This window comes from Streptomyces sp. bgisy027 (assembly GCF_057710365.1).
The window spans coordinates 13064-38139 of record NZ_JBYIVZ010000037.1 but is presented as its reverse complement, the minus strand read 5'-3'; the positions used below and the strand labels follow the sequence as shown (position 1 = coordinate 38139).

General features: G+C 70.3%; 21 protein-coding genes. 13 read left to right on the top strand and 8 right to left on the bottom strand.

Features of this window, described 5'->3' with window-relative positions; all coding sequences use genetic code 11:
* Positions 1 to 124 precede the first annotated feature (124 nt).
* Positions 125 to 1279, top strand: a complete 1155-nt coding sequence (locus AC3ETA_RS32080) for a cystathionine gamma-synthase (protein WP_432196399.1) — start codon at positions 125 to 127, stop codon at positions 1277 to 1279.
* Between the two features lie 20 nt (positions 1280 to 1299).
* Here AC3ETA_RS32080 and AC3ETA_RS32075 read toward each other — a convergent pair whose 3' ends face one another.
* From AC3ETA_RS32075 to AC3ETA_RS32065, 3 genes are all read right to left on the bottom strand, one after another.
* Positions 1300 to 1548 carry a hypothetical protein gene (locus tag AC3ETA_RS32075; protein ID WP_432196398.1) on the bottom strand — a complete coding sequence of 83 codons (249 nt, stop codon included), beginning with the start codon at positions 1546 to 1548 and terminating at the stop codon, positions 1300 to 1302.
* Positions 1545 to 2057, bottom strand: coding sequence for a sigma factor-like helix-turn-helix DNA-binding protein (locus tag AC3ETA_RS32070; RefSeq protein WP_432196397.1), 513 nt, complete (start codon positions 2055 to 2057; stop codon positions 1545 to 1547). The genes AC3ETA_RS32075 and AC3ETA_RS32070 overlap by 4 nt, the downstream gene beginning before the upstream one ends.
* A 217-nt stretch (positions 2058 to 2274) precedes the next feature.
* Entirely contained in the window at positions 2275 to 2781 is a 507-nt protein-coding gene (locus AC3ETA_RS32065) for a MarR family winged helix-turn-helix transcriptional regulator (RefSeq protein WP_432196463.1), read from the bottom strand.
* A 163-nt stretch (positions 2782 to 2944) separates the two neighbouring features.
* On the opposite strand from AC3ETA_RS32065, the gene ilvA reads away from it, so the two are divergent.
* The 4 genes from ilvA (at position 2945) to AC3ETA_RS32045 (ending at position 6638) form a co-directional block, all read left to right on the top strand.
* Positions 2945 to 4174, top strand: coding sequence for a threonine ammonia-lyase (gene ilvA / locus AC3ETA_RS32060; protein ID WP_432196396.1), 1230 nt, complete (start codon positions 2945 to 2947; stop codon positions 4172 to 4174).
* Between the two features lie 195 nt (positions 4175 to 4369).
* Positions 4370 to 5389: an ATP-binding cassette domain-containing protein gene (locus AC3ETA_RS32055; RefSeq protein WP_432196395.1), complete on the top strand. Its 1020-nt coding sequence runs from the start codon at positions 4370 to 4372 to the stop codon at positions 5387 to 5389.
* A complete protein-coding gene (locus tag AC3ETA_RS32050) occupies positions 5386 to 6186 on the top strand; it encodes an ABC transporter permease (RefSeq protein ID WP_432196394.1) in 801 nt (266 codons plus the stop codon). The genes AC3ETA_RS32055 and AC3ETA_RS32050 overlap by 4 nt, the downstream gene beginning before the upstream one ends.
* A 167-nt stretch (positions 6187 to 6353) precedes the next feature.
* Complete coding sequence (locus AC3ETA_RS32045; RefSeq protein ID WP_432196393.1) at positions 6354 to 6638, top strand: hypothetical protein; 285 nt, start codon at positions 6354 to 6356, stop codon at positions 6636 to 6638.
* Positions 6639 to 6810: 172 nt separating this feature from the next.
* On the opposite strand, the gene greA is transcribed toward AC3ETA_RS32045, so the two are convergent.
* Both greA and AC3ETA_RS32035 read right to left on the bottom strand, forming a co-directional pair.
* Positions 6811 to 7311 (bottom strand): transcription elongation factor GreA, encoded by a 501-nt coding sequence (gene greA, locus AC3ETA_RS32040; RefSeq protein ID WP_432196392.1) that lies wholly within the window; start codon positions 7309 to 7311, stop codon positions 6811 to 6813.
* Between the two features lie 211 nt (positions 7312 to 7522).
* On the bottom strand, positions 7523 to 7921 hold the full coding sequence (locus AC3ETA_RS32035; protein ID WP_432196391.1) for a DUF4307 domain-containing protein: 399 nt from the start codon (positions 7919 to 7921) through the stop codon (positions 7523 to 7525).
* Between the two features lie 225 nt (positions 7922 to 8146).
* Between AC3ETA_RS32035 and mca the strand changes: the two genes are divergently transcribed.
* On the top strand, positions 8147 to 9007 hold the full coding sequence (mca, locus tag AC3ETA_RS32030) for a mycothiol conjugate amidase Mca (protein WP_269639931.1): 861 nt from the start codon (positions 8147 to 8149) through the stop codon (positions 9005 to 9007).
* Positions 9000 to 9257 (top strand): hypothetical protein, encoded by a 258-nt coding sequence (locus AC3ETA_RS32025; protein WP_432196390.1) that lies wholly within the window; start codon positions 9000 to 9002, stop codon positions 9255 to 9257. Before mca ends, AC3ETA_RS32025 begins: the two co-directional genes overlap by 8 nt.
* A gap of 30 nt (positions 9258 to 9287) precedes the next feature.
* Here AC3ETA_RS32025 and AC3ETA_RS32020 read toward each other — a convergent pair whose 3' ends face one another.
* Complete coding sequence (locus AC3ETA_RS32020; RefSeq protein WP_432196462.1) at positions 9288 to 12485, bottom strand: AAA family ATPase; 3198 nt, start codon at positions 12483 to 12485, stop codon at positions 9288 to 9290.
* Between the two features lie 682 nt (positions 12486 to 13167).
* A complete protein-coding gene (locus AC3ETA_RS32015) occupies positions 13168 to 13671 on the bottom strand; it encodes a MarR family winged helix-turn-helix transcriptional regulator (protein WP_432196389.1) in 504 nt (167 codons plus the stop codon).
* Between the two features lie 235 nt (positions 13672 to 13906).
* On the opposite strand from AC3ETA_RS32015, the gene AC3ETA_RS32010 reads away from it, so the two are divergent.
* From AC3ETA_RS32010 to AC3ETA_RS31985, 6 genes are all read left to right on the top strand, one after another.
* Entirely contained in the window at positions 13907 to 15148 is a 1242-nt protein-coding gene (locus AC3ETA_RS32010; RefSeq protein ID WP_432196388.1) for an MFS transporter, read from the top strand.
* Between the two features lie 349 nt (positions 15149 to 15497).
* Positions 15498 to 17528 (top strand): thioredoxin domain-containing protein, encoded by a 2031-nt coding sequence (locus AC3ETA_RS32005; protein WP_432196387.1) that lies wholly within the window; start codon positions 15498 to 15500, stop codon positions 17526 to 17528.
* Positions 17529 to 17718: 190 nt separating this feature from the next.
* Positions 17719 to 18996 (top strand): glycosyltransferase, encoded by a 1278-nt coding sequence (locus AC3ETA_RS32000; protein WP_432196386.1) that lies wholly within the window; start codon positions 17719 to 17721, stop codon positions 18994 to 18996.
* Complete coding sequence (locus tag AC3ETA_RS31995) at positions 18993 to 20642, top strand: ArnT family glycosyltransferase (RefSeq protein ID WP_432196385.1); 1650 nt, start codon at positions 18993 to 18995, stop codon at positions 20640 to 20642. Before AC3ETA_RS32000 ends, AC3ETA_RS31995 begins: the two co-directional genes overlap by 4 nt.
* Complete coding sequence (locus tag AC3ETA_RS31990; protein ID WP_432196384.1) at positions 20639 to 21832, top strand: glycosyltransferase; 1194 nt, start codon at positions 20639 to 20641, stop codon at positions 21830 to 21832. The genes AC3ETA_RS31995 and AC3ETA_RS31990 overlap by 4 nt, the downstream gene beginning before the upstream one ends.
* A 9-nt stretch (positions 21833 to 21841) precedes the next feature.
* On the top strand, positions 21842 to 24259 hold the full coding sequence (locus AC3ETA_RS31985; RefSeq protein WP_432196383.1) for a galactose oxidase early set domain-containing protein: 2418 nt from the start codon (positions 21842 to 21844) through the stop codon (positions 24257 to 24259).
* A 66-nt stretch (positions 24260 to 24325) separates the two neighbouring features.
* Here AC3ETA_RS31985 and AC3ETA_RS31980 read toward each other — a convergent pair whose 3' ends face one another.
* On the bottom strand, positions 24326 to 25063 hold the full coding sequence (locus AC3ETA_RS31980) for a Mut7-C RNAse domain-containing protein (RefSeq protein WP_432196382.1): 738 nt from the start codon (positions 25061 to 25063) through the stop codon (positions 24326 to 24328).
* Between the last annotated feature and the right edge of the window lie 13 nt (positions 25064 to 25076).

Sequence of the window (25076 nt, the reverse complement as noted above, 5' to 3'; positions counted from 1 at the left end):
CGTGTCGGCGTCGGTTGAATCTGGATTCGAGCGACGCCGAGAGTGCGGCGCTTTTTGGGTGCGCCATCGTCGGGTCCGGCGGCAGCCCGGCATCAGGAGCGTTCGCGGACTACGCTCGTTGCTCATGAGCGACAGGCACATCAGTCAGCACTTCGAGACCCTCGCGATCCACGCGGGCAACACCGCCGATCCCCTCACCGGCGCGGTCGTCCCGCCGATCTATCAGGTTTCGACCTATAAGCAGGACGGCGTCGGCGGCCTGCGTGGGGGCTACGAGTACAGCCGTAGCGCCAATCCGACCAGGACCGCTCTGGAGGAGAATCTCGCCGCCCTGGAAGGCGGTCGTCGCGGGCTTGCGTTCGCGTCCGGACTGGCGGCCGAGGACTGCCTGTTGCGTACGCTGCTCAGCCCGGGGGACCACGTGGTGATCCCCAACGACGCGTACGGCGGCACGTTCCGGCTGTTCGCGAAGGTCGTCGCCCGGTGGGGTGTGGAGTGGTCGGTCGCCGACACCAGCGACCCTGCCGCCGTGCGGGCCGCCATCACCCCGAAGACCAAGGTCGTCTGGGTGGAGACACCTTCCAATCCGCTGCTCGGCATCACTGATATTGCGGCCGTCGCGCAGATCGCGCGGGACGCGGGCGCGAAGCTGGTCGTCGACAACACCTTCGCCACGCCGTATCTCCAGCAGCCGCTGTCCCTCGGCGCGGACGTGGTGGTGCACTCGCTGACCAAGTACATGGGCGGTCACTCGGACGTCGTCGGCGGCGCCCTGATCGTCGGTGACTCGGATCTGGGCGATGAACTGGCCTTCCACCAGAACGCCATGGGCGCGGTCGCCGGGCCCTTCGACTCCTGGCTGGTGCTGCGCGGCACCAAGACGCTGTCGGTGCGCATGGACCGGCACAGCGAGAACGCCACGAAGATCGCCGACATGCTGACCCGGCACGCGCGCGTGACGCGTGTTCTGTACCCCGGCCTGCCCGAGCACCCCGGTCACGAGGTCGCCGCCAAGCAGATGAAGGCGTTCGGCGGCATGGTGTCCTTCCAGGTCACGGGTGGGGAGGAAGCCGCCGTCGAGGTCTGCAACCGCGCCGAGCTGTTCACGCTCGGCGAGTCCCTGGGCGGCGTCGAGTCCCTCATCGAGCACCCGGGCCGCATGACCCACGCCTCGGTGACCGGCTCGGCCCTGGAGGTGCCCGCCGACCTCGTCCGCCTCTCCGTGGGCATCGAGAACGTCGACGATCTGCTGGAGGACCTTCAGCGGGCGCTCGGCTAGGAGCCCTGCTGAAAGGGCTCTCACCAGCCCGTCAGGGGTGGAGTCGTCTCCGACGGCGGCTCCACCCACGGGTGGGCCGTCAGCGCCCACACCACGAACGCCACCGCTGCCGCGAACAGCAACAGGTATGTCAGCCGCAGTGTGATCCTCCTGCGGCGCAGCAGGTGGCCGCCGCGTCGGACGACCTCGGTGTACAGCTCGGGCGGCACAGGCGGCGGCGTGCGCTCCATGATCTGCCGGGCGGCCGCTTCCCGTTCGGTGCGGTTCACGGTGACACCGCCTTCGCCCCCAGTACGGCCGGGGCGGGTCCGCGCGGCGGGTGCAGCAGCGTCGCCGTCGCCCGGTCGCAGATCGTGTGGACGCGCTCCCTCGGCAGGCCCAGCAGCGCCGCCGTCTGTTCCTCCGCGACGCCCTCGTACAGCCGCAGGACCAGGATCAGGCGTTCCTGGGGGCTGAGGCTCGCGAGCGGGCCCGCGGCGTGGGTGCGGGAGCGGCCGAGGACGCCCAGGCCGCCGTACTGGTGCCAGGCGGCGCGCGAGAAGCGGGTGGCCAGGTACTGGCGGGTGCGGTCGTACGGGTCCTCACCGCGCAGTCGGTCCCAGCACGCGTACGTGTGCGCGAGGGACAGCGTCAGCAGGCGCCGCGCGCGCGGGTTGTCCTCCTTCGGCTCCGCCGTGAGCAGCGTGGCGGCATGCAGCAGCCGCCCGGCCGCACCGGCGACGAAGGCCTCGAACTCCCGGTCCCGGCGGGCGTCCTGGACCGCCTTGCGTCGTCCCACCGCCCCTCCCGCCTGACCGCGCTCTGAGGAACCGGCCCCGGCCCCGCGCGTGACACACCGGTCGCGCTTGAGGAGGACCCGGTTTCATATGAGGCCAGCGACGGCCCGGGGTCAAGAGCCGGGAGCGGATCATCCGGGCACGCGTGCGTGCCGGCCGGGGGTGCGGTGGAGTGCGGGTCCACCTCGGCCGGGCCCGGTGCGTGCCGTTCGGGTCGGGTCAGGTCGCCGCGTTCGGCTCCGTGCCCGTGATTCCCTGGGCCGCCATCCGGGTGGAGAGCGCGACGTTGAAGCGGGTGAGGAGCGCGCAGAACGTCTCGCGCTCCTCGGGTGCCCAGTCCTGCGTCAGCTCGGCCATCAACTGGCGTCGCGATGAGCGCACTTCCTCCAGTCGCGACTGCCCGCGCGGGGACAGCTGGAGCACCACCGCACGTCCGTCCTCGGGGTGCGAGGTCCGCTTGACGAGCCCCGTGTCGACGAGCGGAGCCACCTGCCGGGTGACGGTCGACGAGTCGATCCCCATGCTCGCGGCGAGCGCCTTGACCCCCATGGGGCCTTCCTTGTCCAGGCGGTTGAGCAGCAGGTATGCGGCACGGTCCATGGAGTTGCGCACCTGCCCGACGCCACCGAGCCGGGTCTGTTCGGCACGGCGGGCGAACACCGCCACCTCGTGCTGCAGCGTGTCCAGGAGACCGCTGTCAGCGACGGTCGTCATGTCCATCGACATTTCAGGTGTTGTGGGCATGGCCTGGGGCTCACTTCATGAAGGGGGTGCTGGGTTGGGGGACAGGGTACGCGGCCCGGAGGCGGGGTGTACCGGCGCTGCGCAAACCCATCTCGGTGCTTGGTCACACCCGGGCTCCGCGCCTGTGAACTGCGAGACTTGTGTCATGAGCTACCGCACGGCTGACTCCTTGCCTCCCGTCACGCTCGACGACGTACGGGGCGCCCAGAAGATGCTCATGGGCGTGGCGCGGGTGACGGCGATGGAGGGCAGCAGGCACCTGTCCCAGCTGGTGGGTGCGCCGGTGCACCTGAAGTGCGAGAACCTTCAGCGGACCGGATCGTTCAAGCTGCGCGGCGCCTATGTCCGGATCGCCGGGCTGCTGCCGGAGGAGCGCGCGGCGGGGGTCGTGGCGGCGAGCGCCGGCAACCACGCGCAGGGTGTCGCTCTGGCGTCGTCGCTGCTCGGCGTGCGTTCGACGGTGTTCATGCCGAAGGGCGCGCCGCTGCCGAAGATCAGCGCGACGCAGGACTACGGCGCCGAGGTGCGCCTGCACGGACAGGTGGTCGACGAGACGCTGGCGGCGGCGCAGGAGTACGCGGCGGAGACCGGCGCGGTGTTCATCCACCCCTTCGACCATCCCGACGTCATCGCAGGTCAGGGCACGGTCGGCCTGGAGATCCTGGAACAGTGCCCGGAGGTGCGCACGATCGTCGTCGGCATCGGCGGGGGAGGGCTCGCGGCGGGCATCGCGACGGCGGTGAAGTCGCTGCGGCCCGACGTGCGCATCGTGGGCGTGCAGGCGGCGGGCGCCGCGGCGTACCCGCCCTCGCTCGCGGCCGGGCACCCGGTCGCCGTCGACAACCCGGCGACGATGGCCGACGGCATCAAGGTCGGCCGGCCCGGTGACGTGCCGTTCCGGATCATCGGTGATCTGGTGGACGAGGTCCGCACGGTCTCCGAGGACGAGCTGGCCACCGCCCTGCTGCTGTGCCTGGAGCGGGCCAAGCTGGTCGTCGAGCCGGCCGGGGCGAGCCCGGTCGCGGCGCTGCTGAGCGACCCCGGCGCCTTCGAGGGCCCGGTCGTCGCGGTGCTGTCCGGCGGGAACGTCGACCCGGTGCTGCTGGAGCGCGTCCTGCGGCACGGAATGGCCGCGCAGGGCCGCTACCTGGCCGTACGTCTGCGCCTGACGGACCGGCCGGGTGCGCTCGCGACGCTTCTCGGGGTGTTGTCAGTGGTGGACGCTAACGTCCTCGATGTGAGTCACGTACGGACCGACCCGCGGCTCGGGCTCACGGAGGCGGAGGTCGAGCTGCACCTGGAGACGAAGGGTCCCGCGCACTGCGTCGAGGTCGGCCGGGCCCTGCGCGAGGCGGGCTACACCGTCATCGACTGAGGCGCGCACGGTCGCGCTGAAGCGCGATGCGGAGGACGAAAGTCCAGCTCGGAGGCTCTTTGTCACTCATTCGGGTAAGTCCATTGAGAGACGCGATACATCGCGTTATGGTGTGTCTCGAAGATTCACCGCTGAGATGAATGAAAAGCGCGAACCCAGCCCTTCCGAAGCTTCCCCGATGACGTGGAGACTCATATGCCAGGCGCCATCTATGCCGAAGGCCTGGTGAAGACCTTCGGCGACGTAAAGGCTCTGGACGGCGTGGACTTCGATGTCCCCGAGGGCACCGTCCTGGGTCTGCTCGGGCCGAATGGCGCGGGCAAGACGACGGCCGTCCGCTGTCTGACGACCCTGCTGCGGCCGGACAGCGGCTCGGCGGTCGTCGCCGGCATCGATGTCCTGAAGAATCCCGACGCCGTCCGCCGCTCCATCGGCCTGTCCGGCCAGTTCGCCGCGGTCGACGAATACCTCACCGGCCGCGAGAACCTCCAGATGGTCGGCCAGCTCTACCAGATGAAGGCCAGGGCGGCGAAGGCCCGCGCGGGCGAGCTGCTGGAGCAGTTCGACCTCGCCAACGCCGCCGACCGGCCCACGAAGACCTACTCCGGAGGCATGCGCCGCCGACTCGACCTCGCGGCCGCCCTGGTGGTCTCGCCTCCCGTGATGTTCATGGACGAGCCCACCACCGGCCTCGACCCCCGCAACCGCCAACTGCTGTGGGAGGTCATCAAGCAACTGGTCTCCGGCGGTACGACGCTGCTGCTGACCACCCAGTACCTCGAAGAGGCCGACCACCTCGCACACGACATAGCCGTCGTCGACCACGGCCATGTCATCGCCACGGGCACCTCCGACCAGCTCAAGGCCCGCACCGGCGGCGAGCGCGTCGAGGTGGTGGTGCACGAGCGCGACGACATACAGACCGCCTCGGAGGTGCTGCGCGGCTTCGGCAAGGGCGACACCACGGTCGAGGACCACATGCGCAAGCTCACCGTCCCCGTGACCGGTGGCGCCAAGCTGCTCGCCGAGGTCATCCGCGAGCTCGACACCCGCGGCATCGAGATCGACGACATCGGGCTGCGCCGCCCCACCCTCGACGACGTGTTCCTGTCCCTGACGGGCCACGTCGCCGAGGTCAAGAACGAGGAGAACGGCAAGCAGGACAAGAGCAAGCAGGACAAGAACAAGCACGACAAGAAGGAGGCCGCGAAGTGAGCGCCATCAACGATTCCGCGGTCATCGCCCGTAGGAATTTGATCCGAATGGGCCGGATTCCGGAGGTGCTCATCTTCGGGCTGATCCAGCCAATCATGTTCGTGGTGCTGTTCACTTACGTGTTCGGTGGCTCGATCCAGGTCGGCTCGTCCAACTCCACCCAGGCCTACCGTGAGTTCCTGATGGCCGGCATCTTCGCCCAGACCGTCACGTTCGCCACGGCGGGTGCGGGTGCGGGTATCGCCGACGACATGCACAAGGGTCTGATCGACCGCTTCCGCTCCCTGCCGATGGCCCGTGGCGCGGTGCTGACCGGGCGCACCTTCGCCGACCTGGTGCAGACGGCCCTCACCCTCGTCGTCCTGGCGGTCGTCGCCCTGATCGTCGGCTGGCGCACGCACGAGAACCTCGGCAAGGTGCTCGCCGGCTTTGGGCTGCTGCTGCTTCTCGGTTACGCGTTCTCGTGGATCGGCGCCCTCATCGGCCTGTCCGTGCGCACTCCTGAAGCGGCGACCTCGGGCGGTCTGATCTGGCTGTTTCCGCTGACGTTCATCTCGAACGCCTTCGTGGACGCCAACCAGATGCCCACCTTCCTGCGGCACATCGCGGAGTGGAACCCGTTCAGCGCCACCGTGCAGGCATGCCGCGAGCTGTTCGGCAACCTTCCCCCGGGCTTCAAGACGCCCGACGCCTGGCCCATGCAGCACCCGGTGTGGGCCTCGCTGATCTGGTCGGTCGTGATCATCCTGACCTTCCGCACACTCGCGGTCCGCAAGTACCGCCGGACGACGGGCTGACGGCTTTCGGAAGCAAGAAGGCCCTTCACGCAGGGAGGGGTCTCCTTGCTGCGGACATGAGGCTCGCGAGCAGTACGCCCACATCCCCACCGACGGCTCGGGCCCGTACCGCGGCGCGAGCCGTCGGTGGGGATGCGAGGCGCTGCGCCCCGTTGGATGGTGGAGTCATGAACCAGCACCACCAGATGTCCCATCGGACGATCGACATCGACACTCGGCTCGTCAAGACCAGTGCCGTGCTCACCGCGGCCGGTGCCATGGTGGCAGGCGTCGGCATGGCCATCGGAGCCATCGCCGTGTATGCCGCGGGCCGGCACATGATCCGCGACATGGACGTGCCCCCTGCCCAGCAGGCGGCCGCGAAATGGCACCAGGCCAAGGAAGCCTCCCGAGCGGGTGTGCAGGCGTGGCACTCCGCGTCCGACGCCCATCACGGGTCGCTCGCCAACTAGCCGACCGAGCCTCTGCGCCCGCCGGTCCCGGGACCGGCGGGCGCAGACGTGCGACTGCGTCGGGGAGTCCGTCGATCCTGCTGGTCCCGGTGACGTTCATGGCGAAGCCCCCGGCGCCGGGAGGCGGCGGGGGCTCGTGGAAGACCGGTGCTGAAGGTCCCGAGGGGCGGGATCAGCCGTTGTAGGGCTCGGCCTTGAGGATCTTCACCGAGGCGATCTTGCCGTTCGGCAGCTCGTACTGGGCGTCCTCGCCGACCTTGTGGCCGATCACGCCGGAGCCCAGCGGGGACTGCGGCGAGTACGTCTCGATGTCGGAGCTCGCGTACTCGCGCGAGGCGAGCAGGAAGGTCATCGTGTCGTCCTCGTCGCCGTCGAAGGCGATCGTCACGACCATGCCGGGCGCCACCGCACCGTCCGCCGACGCCGGCGCCTCGCCGACCTTGGCGTTCTCCAGGAGTTGGGTCAGCTGGCGCACACGGAGTTCCTGCTTGCCCTGCTCCTCCTTGGCCGCGTGGTACCCGCCGTTCTCGCGCAGGTCGCCCTCCTCGCGCGCGGCCGCGATCTTGGCGGCGATCTCCGTGCGCGCAGGACCAGACAGGTACTCCAGCTCGGCCTTGAGCTGGTTGTACGCCTCCTGGGTCAGCCAGGTGACGTTCTCGCTGGTCTGGGTCACAGGTGCTCCTCGTCGGTACTGGGAATACAAAGCATCGCCCTACCCAGAAGGATGTTCCTTCACGGAAGGGCGAAACCACGAGCCTAACAATTCAAAGGCCGAAGGGGGAGGACATAAGCCATCAGAATCGCATCAACGCAGGTCAGCGCCTACGTATTGCGGACCGATCCGGTCGATGTCGACCAAGGTCGATCGGATTCGGGCGGTTGGATCAGTCGGAGTGGCAACCGAGCAGCTCGGCCGTCGTTCCCCGGGACGTCGTACGGAGCGTGACGACCTTGTCGATCCGGGTGGCGTCGCCGTCGAAGCGGAAGTCGGCCCGGCCCACCTCGGCACCGTTCTCCGCCTGGGAGCGCAGGGTGCAGTAGCCGGAGGCGCCGGCGTCCTTGCGGACCTCCAGATGCACCTTCACCGCGTCCTGCCGGGCGTCGAACTCGATCACCTCGGCGCTGATCTTGTTCTGGCCGACGTAGTAATAGGCGAAATAGCCGACCAGTGCCAGGAGCAGCGCCCCGAGGATGCCGCCGACGAGCTTGAGCGTGCGGTCGGCGCGCGCGTCCGAGGAGCGGCCGTAACGGCCCTCTGGCACTCGGGTGCTCGCCGTGCTCATGATCGTCCTCTCCGCCGGGGCGGGACCGATGTCCAGAAAGAGGGACCTGCGGGCCGTACCCCGGAATTATCCGCCCCTCGATTCGGTCACTATAGAAGCCTCCCGCCCGCCACCCGACCACCGCCCCTCAACGACGTCCCTGCGGGACGGCCCCTACTTCATTGCCCCGGGGCACACCGGGGCGCCGACCACGAGGATTGAGTCTTGACTGACCAGCTGCGACTGATGGCCGTGCACGCCCACCCCGACGACGAGTCGAGCAAGGGCGCGGCCACCATGGCGAAGTACGTGTCCGAGGGGGTGGACGTGCTGGTCGTGACCTGCACGGGCGGGGAGCGCGGCTCCATCCTCAATCCGAAGCTTCAGGGCGACAAGTACATCGAGGAGCACATCCACGAGGTACGCAAGAAGGAGATGGACGAGGCCCGCGAGATCCTCGGGGTGAAGCAGGAGTGGCTCGGCTTCGTCGACTCCGGCCTGCCCGAGGGCGACCCGCTGCCGCCGCTGCCGGAGGGCTGCTTCGCCCTGGAGGACGTCGACAAGGCGGCCGGTGAGCTGGTGAAGCAGATCCGTTCGTTCCGTCCGCAGGTGATCACCACCTACGACGAGAACGGCGGCTACCCGCACCCCGACCACATCATGACCCACAAGATCTCGATGGTGGCCTTCGAGGGTGCGGCGGACGCCGAGAAGTACCCGGAGGCGGAGTTCGGCCCGGCGTACCAGCCGCGCAAGCTCTACTACAACCAGGGCTTCAACCGCCCCCGCACCGAGGCGCTGCACAACGCGATGCTGGACCGCGGTCTGGAGTCGCCGTACGGGGACTGGCTCAAGCGGTGGGACGAGTTCCAGCGCACCGAGCGCACGATCACCACGCATGTTCCGTGCGCGGACTTCTATGAGATCCGCGACAAGGCACTGATCGCGCACGCCACGCAGATCGACCCCGACGGCGGCTGGTTCAAGGTCCCGATGGAGATCCAGAAGGAGGTCTGGCCGACCGAGGAGTACGAGCTCGCGAAGTCCCTCGTCGATACCTCCCTCCCCGAGGACGACCTGTTTGCGGGCATCCGCGACAATGCCTGACATGAGCGCAAGCGCAAGCCTGGCAATGACACAGCTCGTCACCCTCGCCAAGGAGGTGGACGAGGACAAGGTCACCCCCGGCGTCCTCGGATTCATCGTCTTCGCGGTGATGGCACTGGCGGTCTGGGGCCTGATGAAGTCCATGAACCGCCACATGAACAGGGTCGAGTTCACGGAGGTCCCGGATCCGAAGGCAGATTCCGGGGACTCCGCCGAGGCGGCCGGCACGGCGAAGCCGCAGCAGGGCTGACGGCGAAGGTCCCCGGGGGCCCGGCACCTCTCAGTGCCGGGCGGCTGCCGCCACTCCCATGACCTCGCGTGCGTGGCGGTTCGGCACCATGCCGAGCCGCCAGGCCTGCCACCCCTCCTCCAGGTTCACGCCGCGTTCCAGCAGCAGCTGGTACGCCTCGACGCAGCCGTCCAGCTTCGTGTCGCGCAGGGGGTGGCCGGTGCGGGACAGCTGGGCCAGTTCCTCCTGGGCCACCGCCGTGCCGACCTCCACCCCGCCGGGGGCGGCGTACGGCAGCAGGGTGGAGCGCAGGAAGCGGGCCCAGTCCTCGCCGCGCCGGTCGCCGTACGACGCGAACAGGCCGATCGCGTCGTCGCACAGCGTCAGCGCCTGCTGGGTGCGGGTGTTCCCGGCATCGACGACCGCCAGCTCCAGGCAGGTCCACGCCTCGCCGTGCGCGACGCCGATGCGCTGGAAGTCGGCCCGGGCGTCCACCAGGAGCTGCCGGGCGAATCCGGAGTTGCGCAGGGAGCCCGTCTGGGCCGCCCGCTGGTCGCGGGTCACCCGTGCCGAGTGGTGCCGGGCGCACGCGAGCCCGTACACGTCGCGCATCCGGGAGAACATCGTCCGCGACCGCTCCAGCTCCCGTACCGCGAGGTCGAGGTTGCCCGTCTCCTCCAGGGCCTGGCCCAGGTAGTAGAGGGACCAGGCCTCGCCGCGCGCGTCCTCGTTGTCGCGGTGGCGGGCGGCGGCCCGGCGCAGACCGTCCACCGCCGGGGACGGGTCGCCGGCGACCAGCCGGGCCCGGGACAGCTGGGTCAGGGCCCAGGCCTCGCCGCGGGCGTCGCGGGTGCGGCCGTACAGGTCCAGGGCCGCCCGCAGGTCCTCGTCCGCCCGCGGTACGTCGCCCATCCGCAGGCCCAGCTGGCCGAGCTGGAAGTGGGCCCACGCCTCGCCGTGCAGGGACTCGCCGGCCCGGTGCAGGTCCAGGGACTCGGTCAGCAGGTCCAGGGACTCGGCGACATGGCCGCGGTCGCGTTCCACCGCAGCCAGGGCGTGCATGGTCCAGGCGCGGTCCGTCGACAGCTCGGGCGCCGACTGGAGGTCCAGGGCCTCGCGGAGCTTGGCGGCCGCCTCGGTGAGGTTGCCCTGGTGGTGCAGGGTGATGCCGAGGGAGCACAGGGCACGGGCCGCGCCCGCGTCGTGCTGGGCCTCCATGTAGAGCTCGACCACCGAGGTCAGGGTCGCGCGGGCCTTGTCGAGTTCGCCGAGCTGACGGGCCGCGATGCCGGTGCGCCACTGCACCGAGCGGACCAGCAGGCCCTTGTCCACGGCCTGCGCGAGCTCGCTGATCTCACCGAGGCGGTAGAGGTCGCCGCGCAGCAGGCAGTAGTCGCACAGGGCGCCCAGCAGGTTCAGCACCGCCGCCTGGTTGGCGTCCTCCGTGTGCCGCAGGGCCGCCGTGATGAAGCTCGACTCGTCGTCCAGCCAGCGCAACGCGTCGTCCAGCGAGGTGAAGCCGTGCGGGCTGAAGCGGTCCGAGCGGGTCGACATGTTGCCGTCGACCAGCCGCAGCACGGAGTCGGCGAGGTCGGCGTAGTTCACGATCAGCCGCTCCTGTGCCGCCGTACGCTCCGCGGGTTCCTCCTCGTCGAGGAGGCGGGCCTGGGCGAAGGCGCGGACCAGGTCGTGGAGCCGGTAGCGGTTTCCGCGGACGTGGTCGATGAGGCCCGAGCGGGCCAGCTCCTCCAGATGACGGGTGGCCTCCGCCTCGTCCGTGGCCATCAGCGCCGCCGCCGCAGCCGCGCCCAGCGAGGCCCGGCCGGCCAGCGCGAGCCGGCGCAGCAGACGCCGGGCCGCCTCCGACTGGTCGGTGTAGCGCAGCCACAGCACCCGCTCGATCGGCTCCACCGGGCCGTACGCGCCCAGGTCCGTCGCCAGTGCGCGCGGTGAGCGCGGGCCCAGCGACGAGCCGGCGACGCGCAGCGCCAGCGGCAGGCCGCCGCACAACTGCCGGATCCGGTCGGCCGATTCGGCGTCGTAGGGGCCCGAGGAGTCCTGTGCCGCCGCGGTCAGCAGCTCCTCCGCGCCGGCCGCGTCCAGCGCCTCGACGGGGAGGTGGTGCACCCAGGCGGCGAGGCCGGACAGGTCGAGCGGGTCGCGGGAGGTGACCAGGACCAGGCTGTCGGAACGTTCGGGCACCAGGGTGCGGACCTGCCGTGCGTCCGAGGCGTCGTCCAGGACGACCGTGACCGGGAGGCCGGTGAGGTGCTGGTGGTAGAGCTCGCCGAGCCGTTTGATCTGCTGCTCCGCCGACGAGCGCTCACGGAAGAGGAGTTGTTCGCGGGGGGCGCCCAGCCGGTTCAGCAGATGCAGCAGGGCGTCCCGCGTCGGCAGCGGCGGCTCCTCCGTGGTGTCGCCGCGCAGGTCCACCACGCACGCGCCGCGGAACTGGTCCTTGAGCTCGTGGGCCGCGCGGACCGCCAGTGCGGTACGGCCGCTGCCGGGCGGGCCGTGCAGGACGACGACCGTCGGCCTGGTCTCCGTACTCGCGCGTGCCGCCTGCACCCACTGCCCGATGCGGGCCATCTCCTGCCGACGGCCCGCGAACGGACCCATCGGCTCGGGGAGTTGGGCGAACGACTGCTCCAGTACGTTCCGGCCGCGCGCGGCGGCGCTCTTGTCGGCGCCCCTCAGCCGCGGGCCCGTCTTCTTCGGGCCGGTGGAGGCGCTGAGCACCCGCTGCTGGTCGAGGAAGGGGCGGATGCCGCGCACCTCCAGCGCCGTCAGCCACTGCAGGCGCAGCTGCTGCGGGCCGCCGGGCTGGCCGACGGCGCCCGCGCGCTGGTGGGCGGCGGGCAGGTGCGTGCCGGCGACCTTCGCGACGGTGGCCGCCGCGCCGACGACACCCACGGTGACGCCCGCGCCCACCGCGGTGCTCGCGCCGGTGCCGAGCGCCAGGTCGGACACGGCGGCCGCGACGGCGGCGACGCCGGCCACCATCAGGGGGGTGGCGCCGCCCTCGCGTGCGAAGCGCTGTCCGAACGTGAGCCGGCCGGCGTCCGCCTCGTCCAGCGCCCGGGTGTACGCCTCGTACTCCTCCGCCGCCGCCCCGGCCATGGCGTCGAGCGCGCCACGGGCCCGCGACAGCAGCACCTGCCCCTCGATGCGGCCGCCCGAGCGCCGCACCTCCTCCTCGACGGCCCGGGCCAACAGCCTCTCGGCCTCGCTCCGATGGCTGTCCCGCATGTCACGTCCCCCTCCGGCGGCGATGGCGTTCTTGGTCAAGTGTGCTGCGGACGGGCCGTTGTGGGGAGAGGGCCGGGTGACGGGTGCCGGCTGGGAGGCCCGCCGTGACGAGGGCCAGACCCGATGGCCGTGTCTTGCTCAGCGGAGACAACCACCTGTGGGTGCCGAGCCGTTGCCGCGCCCGGCCAACCCGCCCGGGTGGGGGGAGCGGCACAGGGCGGCTGGGGTGGGAGGACACCCGTCAGCCGGTCCGGCCGCGCGAGCACTGAGCCGGCAGTGCCTCAGGAAGCGGGCGCGTGGCGCTGTGTTCCAGTCGCCGGTCCCCGCTCATGAGTGATGCAGCGCGCCAGGATGTCAGTCGTGGTCACGTAGTGGGTTGACGGGGGGCTGTCCACAACACGGCGGCGATCGGAGTCCAGCCCCTCGTCAGTGCGTGCGTCGTTCCGAGCGCTGACGGCGATCACGGAACCGTTCTCTCCAGGTGCCGGATCGTCCGGATGTGCCGCGTTGGGCCCCGCCACGATTGCGTGGCCAGGTCCGATGACCGGCATCGTCCATCAGTCGCGGTGGCCGCTGACCGGCTTCGTCCAGCGATGGCATGCCGCTGTGGCTGGGTGTATATCGGGCACGAGGCCACTCCGCTGGCATGTACCCGCCCGTGACCTGCGGTGTGATGCGGCTGTTACCCGATGGCGTGCAGGAGGCCACGCAGGGCCCGGTCGAGGGCCGCGCGCTCCTCGGGAGTGAGGGCGGAAAGGAGTCGAGTCTCGTTCGCGACGTGGTCGGTGACTGCGGCGTCGACGCGTTCATGGCCACGGTCGGTGAGGGAGACCCGGAAGCTGCGGCGGTCCGCGGGGTCGAGGGTGCGTTCCACCAGACCGGCGGCCTCCAGGCGGTCCAGCCGGTTGGTCATTCCGGCGCGGGAGAGCATCAGGGTCTGGGCGAGTGCCGACGGGATGAGCGTATACGGGGACCCGGAGCGGCGCAGGGTGGCCAGTACGTCGAACTCGCCGGGTCGCAGTCCGTGCCGGGCGGCCACCTCGTCGAGGGCTGGTCCGAGGAGGAGGGAGAGCCGCCCCAGCCTGCCGAAGATCCCTATGGCTGCCAGATCCAGGTCGGGGCGTTCCCTGTGCCACTGGGCGAGGATCTCGTCCACCGCGTCGGCCTGCTGCGTCTTCTTGGTCACGCTCCCACCCTATGGGATCCCGTTCGCCGGGAGATAATTTGATGGCATACTATTTGCCGTGGAACTAATTTTGGTCGCGTTCGTGGGATTGCCGGACCGGATGAACTGGAGTCATCGATGCCCTTGGTCATCCAGGCTCTGTCCGCCGCGCCGCCGACTTCGTCGCGGACGCGGCCTGCTGGCAGATGCTCCGAGTCCGCACCTCTCCCTGCCCTTCCACAGAAAGTCCCCACCCTTGAAACATTCCGACAAAGCGAGTGCCCCGGAGGCACCGTTCGCCAGAACCCTGTGGACGCTGGCCCCGGCCGCCGTCATCCTGGCCTGCCAGGCATATCTGTCGATCCCGCTCATGCCCTACCTGGCCGACGCGTGGCATGTGACGCAGGAGGCGTCGGCCTGGGCCACCTCCGCCTTCGCCATTGCCTTCGCCTGCGGTTCGCTGCTCGCTGCGCCGCTGACCAAGTGGCTCGGGCGGCGCGCCACGATCGCCTGGTCTTTTGCTGTACTCGCGGCCTTCACCGCGATCATGCCGCTGACCGGTGATCTGCTGAGCGGGTCTGTGGTGCGTGCCCTTCAGGGCCTGGCGGCTGGTGTCGTCCCGCCTGTGGTGTACGTGTACTTCGGTGAGCGGCTTCCGGGTGAGCGCCTCGCCGTCGGCATCACGATCTTCTCGAGCTGTCTGAGCGGTTGCCTCGTCATCGGGCAGATGGCGGGTCAGCTGCTGGCCCCGGCGGCTGGTTGGGACTCGGTGTTCTGGATCTCCGCGCCGCTGCTCGCGGTGGCCGCGGTGCTGATCTACAAGGTGATGCTGCCGGACGCGCTGCCCCCCGCATCGCACGAGACAGGCCGGTCCACTGCCGCCGCCCCGCGTCTGGGTCGGCTGCTGCCGCTCTTCCTCAGCGCGCTGGTGGTGCTCGGGGGGATTACTGCCGCGTACACCGCGGTCCAGTTGTACGGGCCCGAGCAGTTGGTCGGCGATGCCAACGCCATCCTCGCCCTGCGAGCCGGCGCGCTGCCCGCGCTGATCGCCTCTGTTCTGCTCGCCCCCGCCCTGTCCCGCATCGGCGCGGGCCGACGGGCTGCGGGCGCGCTGGTGCTGGCCGCCCTCGGGATGGCCGCCGCAGGTCTCGCGCACGACAGCGTCATCGGACTGGGCGCGGCGCTGTTCGTGACCATGCTCGCGGCCACCACCGCGGGACCCGCCCTGATTCAGGCGGTGGGGACGGCCGCAGGTGCCTCCCGGGCTACTGCGCTGGCCGTCTACGGCTTCCTGCTCAACCTCGGCGCCGGGCTCGGTGCCCAGGTGCCCCAGCTCTTCGGCCAGTTCACGGGCGTCGCGCTGTGCGTCGCGGTGGGCTTCGGCGTCGCCGCGCTCCTCGTCGGCTTCCTTGCCTCGTCCAGCGCGGGCACCGGGCGGACGCGCACGGCCCGGCAGAGCGTCCCAGCCGAGCAGGCGCCCACCACGACCCGCGCCTGAGCCATGGCGTATGGCTGGGCCGGGCACCCCTTGGCGTTTCCTGCTCCGGTGCGGCAGGGGGTTGCGGCGCCGACCGCAGATGACCGGCGGGACGAAGCGTGTGTCTTCACGGCGCGTGCCGGGGTTGTGAAGACCTGCCGTGCGGATTCGATGGACGGCGACGTGTCCGGCCACCTTCCACGCCCGAAGCCACGGATGCCCGCAACGTGTTCCGAGGTGTCGGGCCGCCCGTCTCGGAGGGGGACGGAGTCGCCCACCACGTGATGGCGCACAAGTGCAAGTCAGCCAGGCTCGGCGATCCCGTGAAGGCTTCATGGGTCGCGCCGGGCGCTGTGAGAGGCTGGGGTGCATGAACCGGTTGGCTGGTATGACCTCGCCTTATCTGCTTCAGCACGCTGACAATCCGGTCGACTGGTGGCCGTGGGGACCCGAGGCGTTCGAGGAAGCGAAACGGCGCGATGTACCCGTTCTGCTGTCGGTCGGATACTCCGCCTGCCACTGGTGTCACGTCATGGCGCACGAGTCCTTCGAGGACGACGACACCGCCGCGTACATGAACGAGCACTTCGTGTCCGTCAAGGTCGACCGCGAGGAGCGGCCCGACGTGGACGCCGTCTACATGGAGGCCGTGCAGGCGGCCACCGGGCAGGGCGGCTGGCCCATGACGGTGTTCCTCACCCCGGACGCCGAGCCCTTCTACTTCGGCACCTACTTCCCGCCCGAGGCTCGTCACGGCATGCCGTCCTTCCGGCAGGTCCTGGAGGGCGTGCGCGGCGCCTGGACCGACCGGCGCGACGAGGTCGCCGATGTCGCCGGGAAGATCGTGCGCGACCTCGCCGGGCGCGAGATCTCCTACGGCGGCCCCGAGGCCCCCGGCGAGCCGGAGCTCGCGGCGGCGCTGCTGGGGCTCACCCGGGAGTACGACCCGCAGCGCGGCGGATTCGGGGGCGCCCCGAAGTTCCCGCCGTCCATGGTGATCGAGTTCCTGCTGCGCCACCACGCGCGCACCGGCGCCGAGGGCGCGTTGCAGATGGCCCAGGACACCTGCGAGCGGATGGCCAGGGGCGGTATCTACGACCAGCTCGGCGGCGGGTTCGCGCGCTACTCCGTCGACCGGGACTGGGTGGTACCGCACTTCGAGAAGATGCTGTACGACAACGCCCTGCTGTGCCGTGCCTACGCCCACCTCTGGCGTGCCACGGGCTCCGGCCTCGCCCGCCGTGTCGCCCTGGAGACCGCGGACTTCATGGTGCGCGAACTGCGCACGAACGAGGGCGGGTTCGCCTCCGCGCTCGACGCCGACAGCGACGACGGGACCGGCCGGCACGTCGAGGGCGCGTACTACGTGTGGACGCCGGAGCAGCTGCGCGAGGTCCTCGGGGACGAGGACGCCGACCTCGCCGTGAGGTACTTCGGCGTGACGGAGGACGGCACCTTCGAGCACGGTTCCTCCGTCCTCCAGCTCCCGCAGCAGGACGAGCTGTTCGACGCGGGGAGGATCGCCTCGATCCGTGAGCGTCTGCTGCGGCGGCGCGCGGCACGCCCCGAGCCCGGCCGGGACGACAAGATCGTCGCCGCCTGGAACGGTCTCGCGATCGCCGCCCTCGCCGAGACCGGCGCCTACTTCGACCGCCCCGACCTCGTGGAGGCGGCCCTCGGCGCCGCCGACCTGCTGGTCCGGCTGCACCTCGACGAGCAGGCCCGTATCGCCCGTACTAGCAAGGACGGCCAGGCCGGCGCGAACGCGGGCGTACTGGAGGACTACGCCGACGCCGCCGAGGGCTTCCTCGCGCTCGCGTCCGTCACCGGCGAGGGCGTCTGGCTGGAGTTCGCCGGGTTCCTGCTCGACCACGTGCTGGCCCGCTTCGTCGACGAGGAGTCCGGCGGCCTCTACGACACGGCCGCCGACGCCGAGCGGCTGATCCGCCGCCCGCAGGACCCCACCGACAACGCCGCCCCCTCCGGCTGGAGCGCGGCGGCCGGGGCGCTGCTGAGCTATGCCGCGCAGACCGGTGCCGAGCCGCACCGCACCGCCGCCGAACGGGCGTTGGGCGTCGTCAAGGCGCTCGGTCCGCGCGTTCCCCGCTTCATCGGCTGGGGGCTCGCCGTCGCCGAGGCCAACCTCGACGGGCCGCGGGAGGTCGCGATCGTGGGGCCGGCGACGGACGACCCCGCCACAAAGGCCCTCCACCGCACGGCACTTCTCGGCACCGCGCCGGGTGCGGTCGTCGCCGTGGGAACTCCGGAGAGTGGCGAATTCCCGCTGCTCGCCGACCGCCCGCTGCGGGAGGGTCAACCTGCCGCTTACGTCTGCCGTAACTTCACCTGCGACACCCCGACTACCGATGCCGAACAGCTGCGAACCGCTCTGATCAGGTGAAACAGCAGTGAGCAAGGGGCGGTTACGCAGCCTGTGTTCGATTTGCTCACTCTCGCGGCTCGTTGTGATGAAACGCGCTCTTCATCGAAACGGCCTGCGGGCTTCACAGATCCCACTTAATGTCTACACAGTTCCGCGACAGATGTGACTCGTTGTCGCGGCAGGGGGCATTGGGATCTGGGGGGATCTGTTGCTGACGTCTGTCTTCATAGCCGTCGTCTCGCTGGCCTTGTTCTGGATGGCGGCTTTCACCCTGTGGTGGCAGATGCACGCGTGGCGTACGCCCGAGGTGCTCGCCTCCACCCGGTTCAGCAGACCGGACGGGGACGAACACCTGGCATTCTCGCTGCTGCTTCCGGCACGGCACGAACAGGCCGTGCTGGACCACACGATCCAGCGACTGCTGGAGTCCACACACACCGACTTCGAGATCATCGTCATCGTCGGGCACGACGACCCGGAGACCACGGAGGTGGCCGAGAAGGCCGCCTCGCGTGATCCGCGCGTCCGCGTGGTCGTCGACACGCACGAGAAGAAGAACAAGCCGAAGGCCATGAACACGGCGCTGCCGCACTGCCGCGGCGACGTCGTCGGGGTCTTCGACGCCGAGGACCAGGTCCACCCGGAGCTCCTCGCGCACGTCGACCACGCCTTCCGCACCACCGGCGCCGACGTCGTGCAGGGCGGGGTCCAGCTGATCAACTTCCACTCCAGCTGGTACAGCCTGCGCAACTGCCTGGAGTACTTCTTCTGGTTCCGCTCCCGGCTGCATCTGCACGCGCAAAAGGGGTTCATCCCGCTCGGCGGCAACACCGTCTTCGTACGGACGGCCGTGCTCCGGGAGGCCGACGGCTGGGACCCGAACTGCCTCGCCGAGGACTGCGACCTGGGTGTCCGTCTCTCCAGCGTCGGCAAGAAGGTCGTCGTCGCCTACGACTCCGACATGGTGACCAAGGAGGAGACGCCGGGCAGCCTGATGTCGCTGCTGAAGCAGCGCACCCGCTGGAACCAGGGTTTCCTCCAGGTCTACCGGAAGAGGGACTGGCGGCAACTGCCCACCTTCGGACAGCGGTTGCTCGCCCGGTACACCCTGATGACGCCGTTCATGCAGGCCTTCACCGGGCTCGTCATCCCGCTCAACATCGCGATCGCCGTCTTCGTCGACGTGCCCGTGAGCGTCGCCTTCATCACCTTCCTGCCGGCCGTCACCGCGCTCGTCACGTTCGTCTTCGAGATCGTCGGACTGCACGACTTCGGCAAGCAGTACGGACTGCGCGTCCGCCTCGTCCATTACCTGAAGCTCGTCGTGGGCGGTCCCTTCTACCAGGTCCTCCTCGCCGGGGCCGCGGTCCGCGCCGTATGGCGTGAGCAGCGCGGCCAGAACGACTGGGAGCTGACCAGCCACGTCGGCGCGCATCTCGCCGATGCCGAACCGGCCCGAGACCTCCGAGAGGACGTCCCCGCGTGACCTCCACCCTTCCCGCGGTGACCGCTCCGAAGGTCCCCGCGCAGAGGCAACCTGTCCCCATGGAGCGTTCGACCGGTCGAACGACCCCGCCGCTCCGCCTCCGCTCCTCCCGCCCCGACCTGATCCTGTGCGGCGTGCTCCTCCTCGCGATCCTCCTCGTGCAGGGCTGGAACATCGCCGACTACCCGACCCTCAGCGACGACGAGGGCACCTATCTCGCCCAGGCCTGGGCCGTCCAGGAGGGCCGGGGCCTGGCCCACTACACCTACTGGTACGACCACCCGCCGCTCGGCTGGATCCAGCTCGCCCTGCTGACCTGGATACCGGCCGCGCTCAGTCCCGAGTCGATGACCGTCGGCACCATGCGCGCCGCGATGCTCGTGATCAGCGCCGTCAGCGCGGTCCTCGTCTTCGTGATCGGGCGGCGGCTGTCCCTGCCGCGCTGGGCCGCCGGCCTCGGCATGGTCCTGTTCGGGCTCTCGCCGCTGTCGGTCGTGCTCCAGCGGGAGATCTTCCTCGACAACCTCGCGGTGATGTGGACACTGCTCGCGTTCGCCCTCGCCGCCTCGCCGAGCCGTCACCTCTGGCACCACTTCGGCGCCGGGATGGCGGCCGCGACGGCCGTGCTGACCAAGGAGACGATGCTCTTCGTCCTCCCCGCGGTCCTCATCACCATGTGGCGGCACAGCCACCGCGACACCCGCAAGTTCGCCGTCACCGGCGCGGTCACCGCGTGCGCGCTGATCGGCCTGTCCTACCCGCTGTTCGCCCTGCTGAAGGGCGAGCTGCTGCCGGGCAGCGGGCACGTCTCGCTGTGGGACGGCATCAAGTACCAGATGACCAGACCCGGTTCGGGCTTCATCCTCGACCAGGGCTCCGGCTCCTGGGGCGTCCTCCAGTCATGGCTCTACTACGACCGCGTCCTCATCGTCGGCGGCCTCGCGGGCGGCCTGCTGCTCCTTCTCACCTGGCGCTGGTCGGTGACCGCCCGTGCCCTGGCCGGCCCGTCGTGCGCCGTGGTCGTCCTCGCCCTGGTGGCCCTGCGCCCCAGCGGCTACCTGCCCGCGATGTACGTCATCCAGGCGCTGCCGTTCCTCGCCCTGGTCCTCGCCGGAGGCACCGCCTCCGTCGCCCACGCCGTGCTGCGGCGACGGCGGTCCGAGGCCGAGCACCGGTACCTGACCGGCGGACGGTACGCCCTCGCGGCCGTACTCGCGATCTCCGCCGGCGCCTATGTCGTCCCGCGCTGGTACGACGGCGACCGCACCGCGGTCACTGCCGACGACAACGCGCCCTACCGGGCCGCCTCCAAGTGGCTGTCCACCGAGGTGCCGGACCCCGGGGACACCCGCGTCCTCGTCGACGACGCGCTCTGGCTGGACCTGGTGCACGCCGGGTACGAGCCCGGACCCGGCGTCATCTGGTTCTACAAGGCCGACCTCGACCCGGCCGTGACGAAGACGATGCCGCGCGGCTGGAAGGACCTCGACTACGTCGTCGCCTCCCCGACGGTCCGGCGCGACGCGGTCGACCTGCCCAACGTCAAGGCGGCCGTCGAGCACTCGAAGCCGGTCGCCGTCTTCGGCCGCGGCGAGGACCGCATCGAGATCCGTCAGATCCAGACAGCCGCCGGAGGCGTGCGATGACCCAGGAATTCACCGCCCCCGGACAGCTCGGCGAGCCGTCCGTCGAAGCCGTCGAGGTGCCCGAGCCGGGCGCCGTCACCATCGTCGTGCCGACCTTCAACGAGTCGGCGAACGTACGGCAGTTGCTGCATCAGATCACCGAGTCGGTGCCGTCCCGGCTGCCCTGCGAGGTCGTCTTCGTGGACGACTCCACCGACGACACCCCGCGGGTCATCGGGGAGGCCGCGCAGGACTGCCCGTTCCCGGTCACCGTCATCCACCGCGACGAACCCGTCGGCGGGCTCGGCGGCGCGGTCGTCGAGGGGATGAAGGCGGCCGGCTCGGACTGGATCGTCGTGATGGACGGCGACTGCCAGCACCCGCCGTCCCTCGTGCCGGAGCTGGTCGCCACCGGCGAGCGCGCGAACGCCGGGCTCGTCGTCGCCTCCCGGTACATCAAGGGCGGCAGCCGGGCCGGGCTCGCGGGCAGCTACCGCGTGGCCGTCTCGCGGGCGGCGACCTGGCTGACGAAGTCCCTCTTCCCGCGCCGGCTGCACGGCATCAGCGACCCGATGAGCGGCTTCTTCGCGATCCGCCGCAGCGACATCACCGCGGAGGCGCTCAAGCCGCTCGGCTACAAGATCCTCCTGGAGCTGGCGGTCCGCAGCCGTCCGCGCACGGTCACCGAGGTGCCGTTCGTCTTCCAGGAGCGGTTCGCGGGGGAGTCCAAGTCCACGGCGGCGGAGGGCCGGCGCTTCCTGCGGCACCTCGCCGGGCTGCGTACGGCCGACCCGCTGTCCCGGATGGTGGTGTTCGGGCTCATCGGGCTCACCGGGTTCGTGCCGAACCTGGCCGCGCTGTGGGCGATGACGCACATGGGGCTGCACTACCTGCCCGCGGAGATCGTCGCCAACCAGTTCGGCGTTGCCTGGAACTTCCTGCTCATAGAGAAACTGCTGTTCCGCGACCGGCGGCAGCACCGGCACTGGGCCGACCGCACCGCCAGGTTCGCGCTCCTCGCCAACGCCGACCTGGTGCTGCGCATCCCGCTGATCGCGCTGCTGGTGGGCCAGTTCGGGCTGGCCGTGCTGCCCGCGACCGCGCTGGCCCTGGTCATCACCTTCGTCCTGCGCTTCGCCGGTACCGAAGCGCTGGTCTATCTCCCGCGCCGCCGCCGTACCGGTCGGCGGCGCGGGAGCCGCACCGTATAGGAGAGCCGCATGAACAAGCGCCTCGTCAGACACCGAAGAAGGACCGCACTGGTAGGGGTGGGCGCCCTGACCGCCGGCCTGCTCCTCACCGCGCCCCAGTCCGCGTCCGCCGCCAACCTCGTCAAGAACCCCGGCTTCGAGACCGCCGGCTCCGACGACATGCCCTACTGCTGGAAGAAGTCCGGCTGGGGCGACAACGACTTCACCTTCGAGACCGTGGCCGACGCCCACTCCGGCGGCAAGGCCATGAAGGTCACGCTCACCCGCCGCGTCGACGGCGACCGCAAGGCGCTCATCACCGAGTCCGCCGAGTGCGCGCCCGTCGTCACGCCGGGCAAGCAGTACGACCTGGGGCTCTGGTACAAGTCCACCACCCCCGACACATCCGTCACCCTGTTCCGGCACGACACGACGGCGGGCTGGCAGTACTGGACCGACCTCAAGACGCTGGAGATGGCGGCCGGCTGGACCGAGGCGACGGTGCGCACCCCCGAGGTGCCGGCCGGCACCGACCGGATCGCCTGGGGCGTCTCCGTCTACGGCACCGGCTCGGTCACCACCGACGACTACACGATGGACCAGGTCGCCGACCCGGTCCCGGACCCGGTGTGCACGGGCACGGCCGAGGAGTGCGCGAACGGCCGCTGGGACGTGCTGCCCACGCAGAACCCGGTCCGCTCCATGCACTCCGTCGTCCTGAACAACGGCAAGGTGCTGCTGATCGCGGGTTCCGGCAACAGTGAGCAGATGTTCGAGGCGGGCACGTTCACCAGCGCGGTCTACGACCCCGAGAACGGCACGTACCAGCAGATCCCCACGCCGAAGGACATGTTCTGCGCCGGGCACGTGCAGCTGCAGGACGGTCGGGTGCTCGTGATGAGCGGCAACAAGGGCTACCCGTCGGCCGACGGCACGATCGGCTACCAGGGCTACAAGGACTCGTACGTCTTCGATCCGGTCACCGAGACGTACAGCAGGACCAACGACATGAACGACGGCCACTGGTACCCGTCGGCCACGATCCTCGGCAACGGTGACGTGATCTCCTTCGGCGGTCTGAAGGAGGACTCGACCGGTTCGGTGACCGCCGAGCTGTGGTCGGACGCCGAGCAGAAGTGGCTGGAGCTCTGGAAGGTCAACCAGACCTGGTCGTACTGGGGCCTGTACCCGTCGATGATCCTCATGCAGGACGGCCGCCTCTTCTACTCCGGCAGCCACGTCTTCGGCAACAACATCCCGGGCACCGGATCGGCGATCTACGACTACGACGCCAACACGATCACCCAGATCCCCGGCCTGCAGAACAAGGACCAGCGCGACCAGTCCGCGAGCGTCCTGCTGCCACCGGCCCAGGACCAGAAGGTCCTCACCATCGGCGGCGGCAACATCGACTCCAACCCGGACGCGAACCGGCTCACCGACGTCATCGACCTCAAGCAGCCCAACCCGTCCTACGTCGCCGGCCCGCCGCTCCCGCAGGGCACCGTCGACCTCGGAGCCGGCAAGGTCGCGCAGACCGGCGACCAGGGCAAGATGTACGTCTCCGCCGTGCTGCTGCCCGACGGCAAGGTCCTGGAGACCGGCGGCGCACTGCACAACCGGGCCGATCCGGTGTACGAGTCGTCGATCTACGACCCGGCGACGGGCACCTTCGATCCGGTGGCGGCGGACCCGGAGGAGCGCGGCTACCACTCCTCGGCGTTCCTCCTGCCCGACGGCCGGGTGATGGCGACGGGCGACAACCCGGGCAACGGCAGCTGGAACCACGACGTGTCGGTCTACACGCCGCCCTATCTCCTCAAGGGCGAGCGCCCGACGATCACTTCGGTGATCGACACCGAGTGGACGTACGGCGACACCCAGCGCATCACCGTCGACCGCCCCATCGCCAAGGCCGAACTGATCCGCCCGGCGGCCGTGACCCACTCCTCGGACCCCAACCAGCGGTTCGTGGACCTGCCCCTGTCCGTCGACGGCGACAACGTCGACCTGAACGTGACGAGTAACCCCAACCTGGCCCCGCCCGGCTGGTACATGCTCTTCGCGGTCGATGCCAACGGTGTGCCCTCGGTGGCCAAGTGGGTCCATCTGCAGGGTCCTTCGGCGCTGAGCGCCACGGACTCCTCGGCGCACGTCCACGACTTCGCCGACAGCCTCCAGGGCAAGGTCACGGGCCCCGGCAAGAAGCGCACCTCGCAGAAGGTCAGCCCGACCGTCTCCGGCTGCGACCGGCACTACGGCTCCGTCAACGTCTGCGTGCCGACGGACTTCCCGCCGGCCGTGAAGGCGACGACGAAGTCCCGCTGCGACTGGCTGAAGAAGAACGACTACGGCCGCCTGCGGGTCAACGGCGAGGACGACCCACTGCGGCTGGACCCGAACAGGGACGGAATCGCCTGCGGGAAGGGTGATGTGCCGGGCAGGTGAGCGCCCCTTCAGGGGTGCGGGGAACTGCGCGACCGGCCACTGAGGGCCCGCGGTTCCCCGCACCGCTCAACCGTCGACGGCGCTCCGGAACGCAACCGCCCGTTCCACGATGGCCACGAGCTGCTCATGGTGCGCCCCCTTCCAGTACGCCCGCCCGCACTCGGCGCACCGCGCGAACACGTCGTACGACCGCTGCGTCCCGCCCTGCAGCTGCTCGGCGACCTCCTCCTTGGTCGCCTCCTGGAGCAGCCCGTTGCATGCCGTGCAGCGGGTCCAGGGGCGCAGCTCGGGCCGGAACCGGTCGAGGATGTCCTGGAGTTGTTCCTCGGGCCGTGTGCTGTACACATACGCGCCGGCCCACAGCTCACGGCGCCGCAGCAGCCCCCGGTCACGGCTCAGCATGACCCGCTGCTCGGCGGCCGACAGCGCGGCGAGCGCGGGGTCGCCGATGTCGGTCGACTCGTAGGCGGTGTCCACGCCGAGCAGACGCATCCGCCGGGCGAGGGTGCCGAGGTGGACGTCGAGCAGGAAGCGCAGAGGAGCGCCGGGCACCCGCTGGGGGCGTGCCACGGGCCGTACCGACACGGACCCGCCCGCCGCGGGGACGTACGACACCGGCATCTCGCGGCCGTCCACGACGACGGCGCCGACCTCGGTCAGGGGGACGCCGAGGGACTCCACGACATGGCCGAGGGTCGAGACGCCGTCGGTGGTGATCCGGGCGGCACCGTCCTGGCGCCGGCCGTTGGGCAGGAACACCCGCAGCTCGGGGGCGAACTCGACATGGATCTCGGGACCGTTCACCCGGCCAGGATGA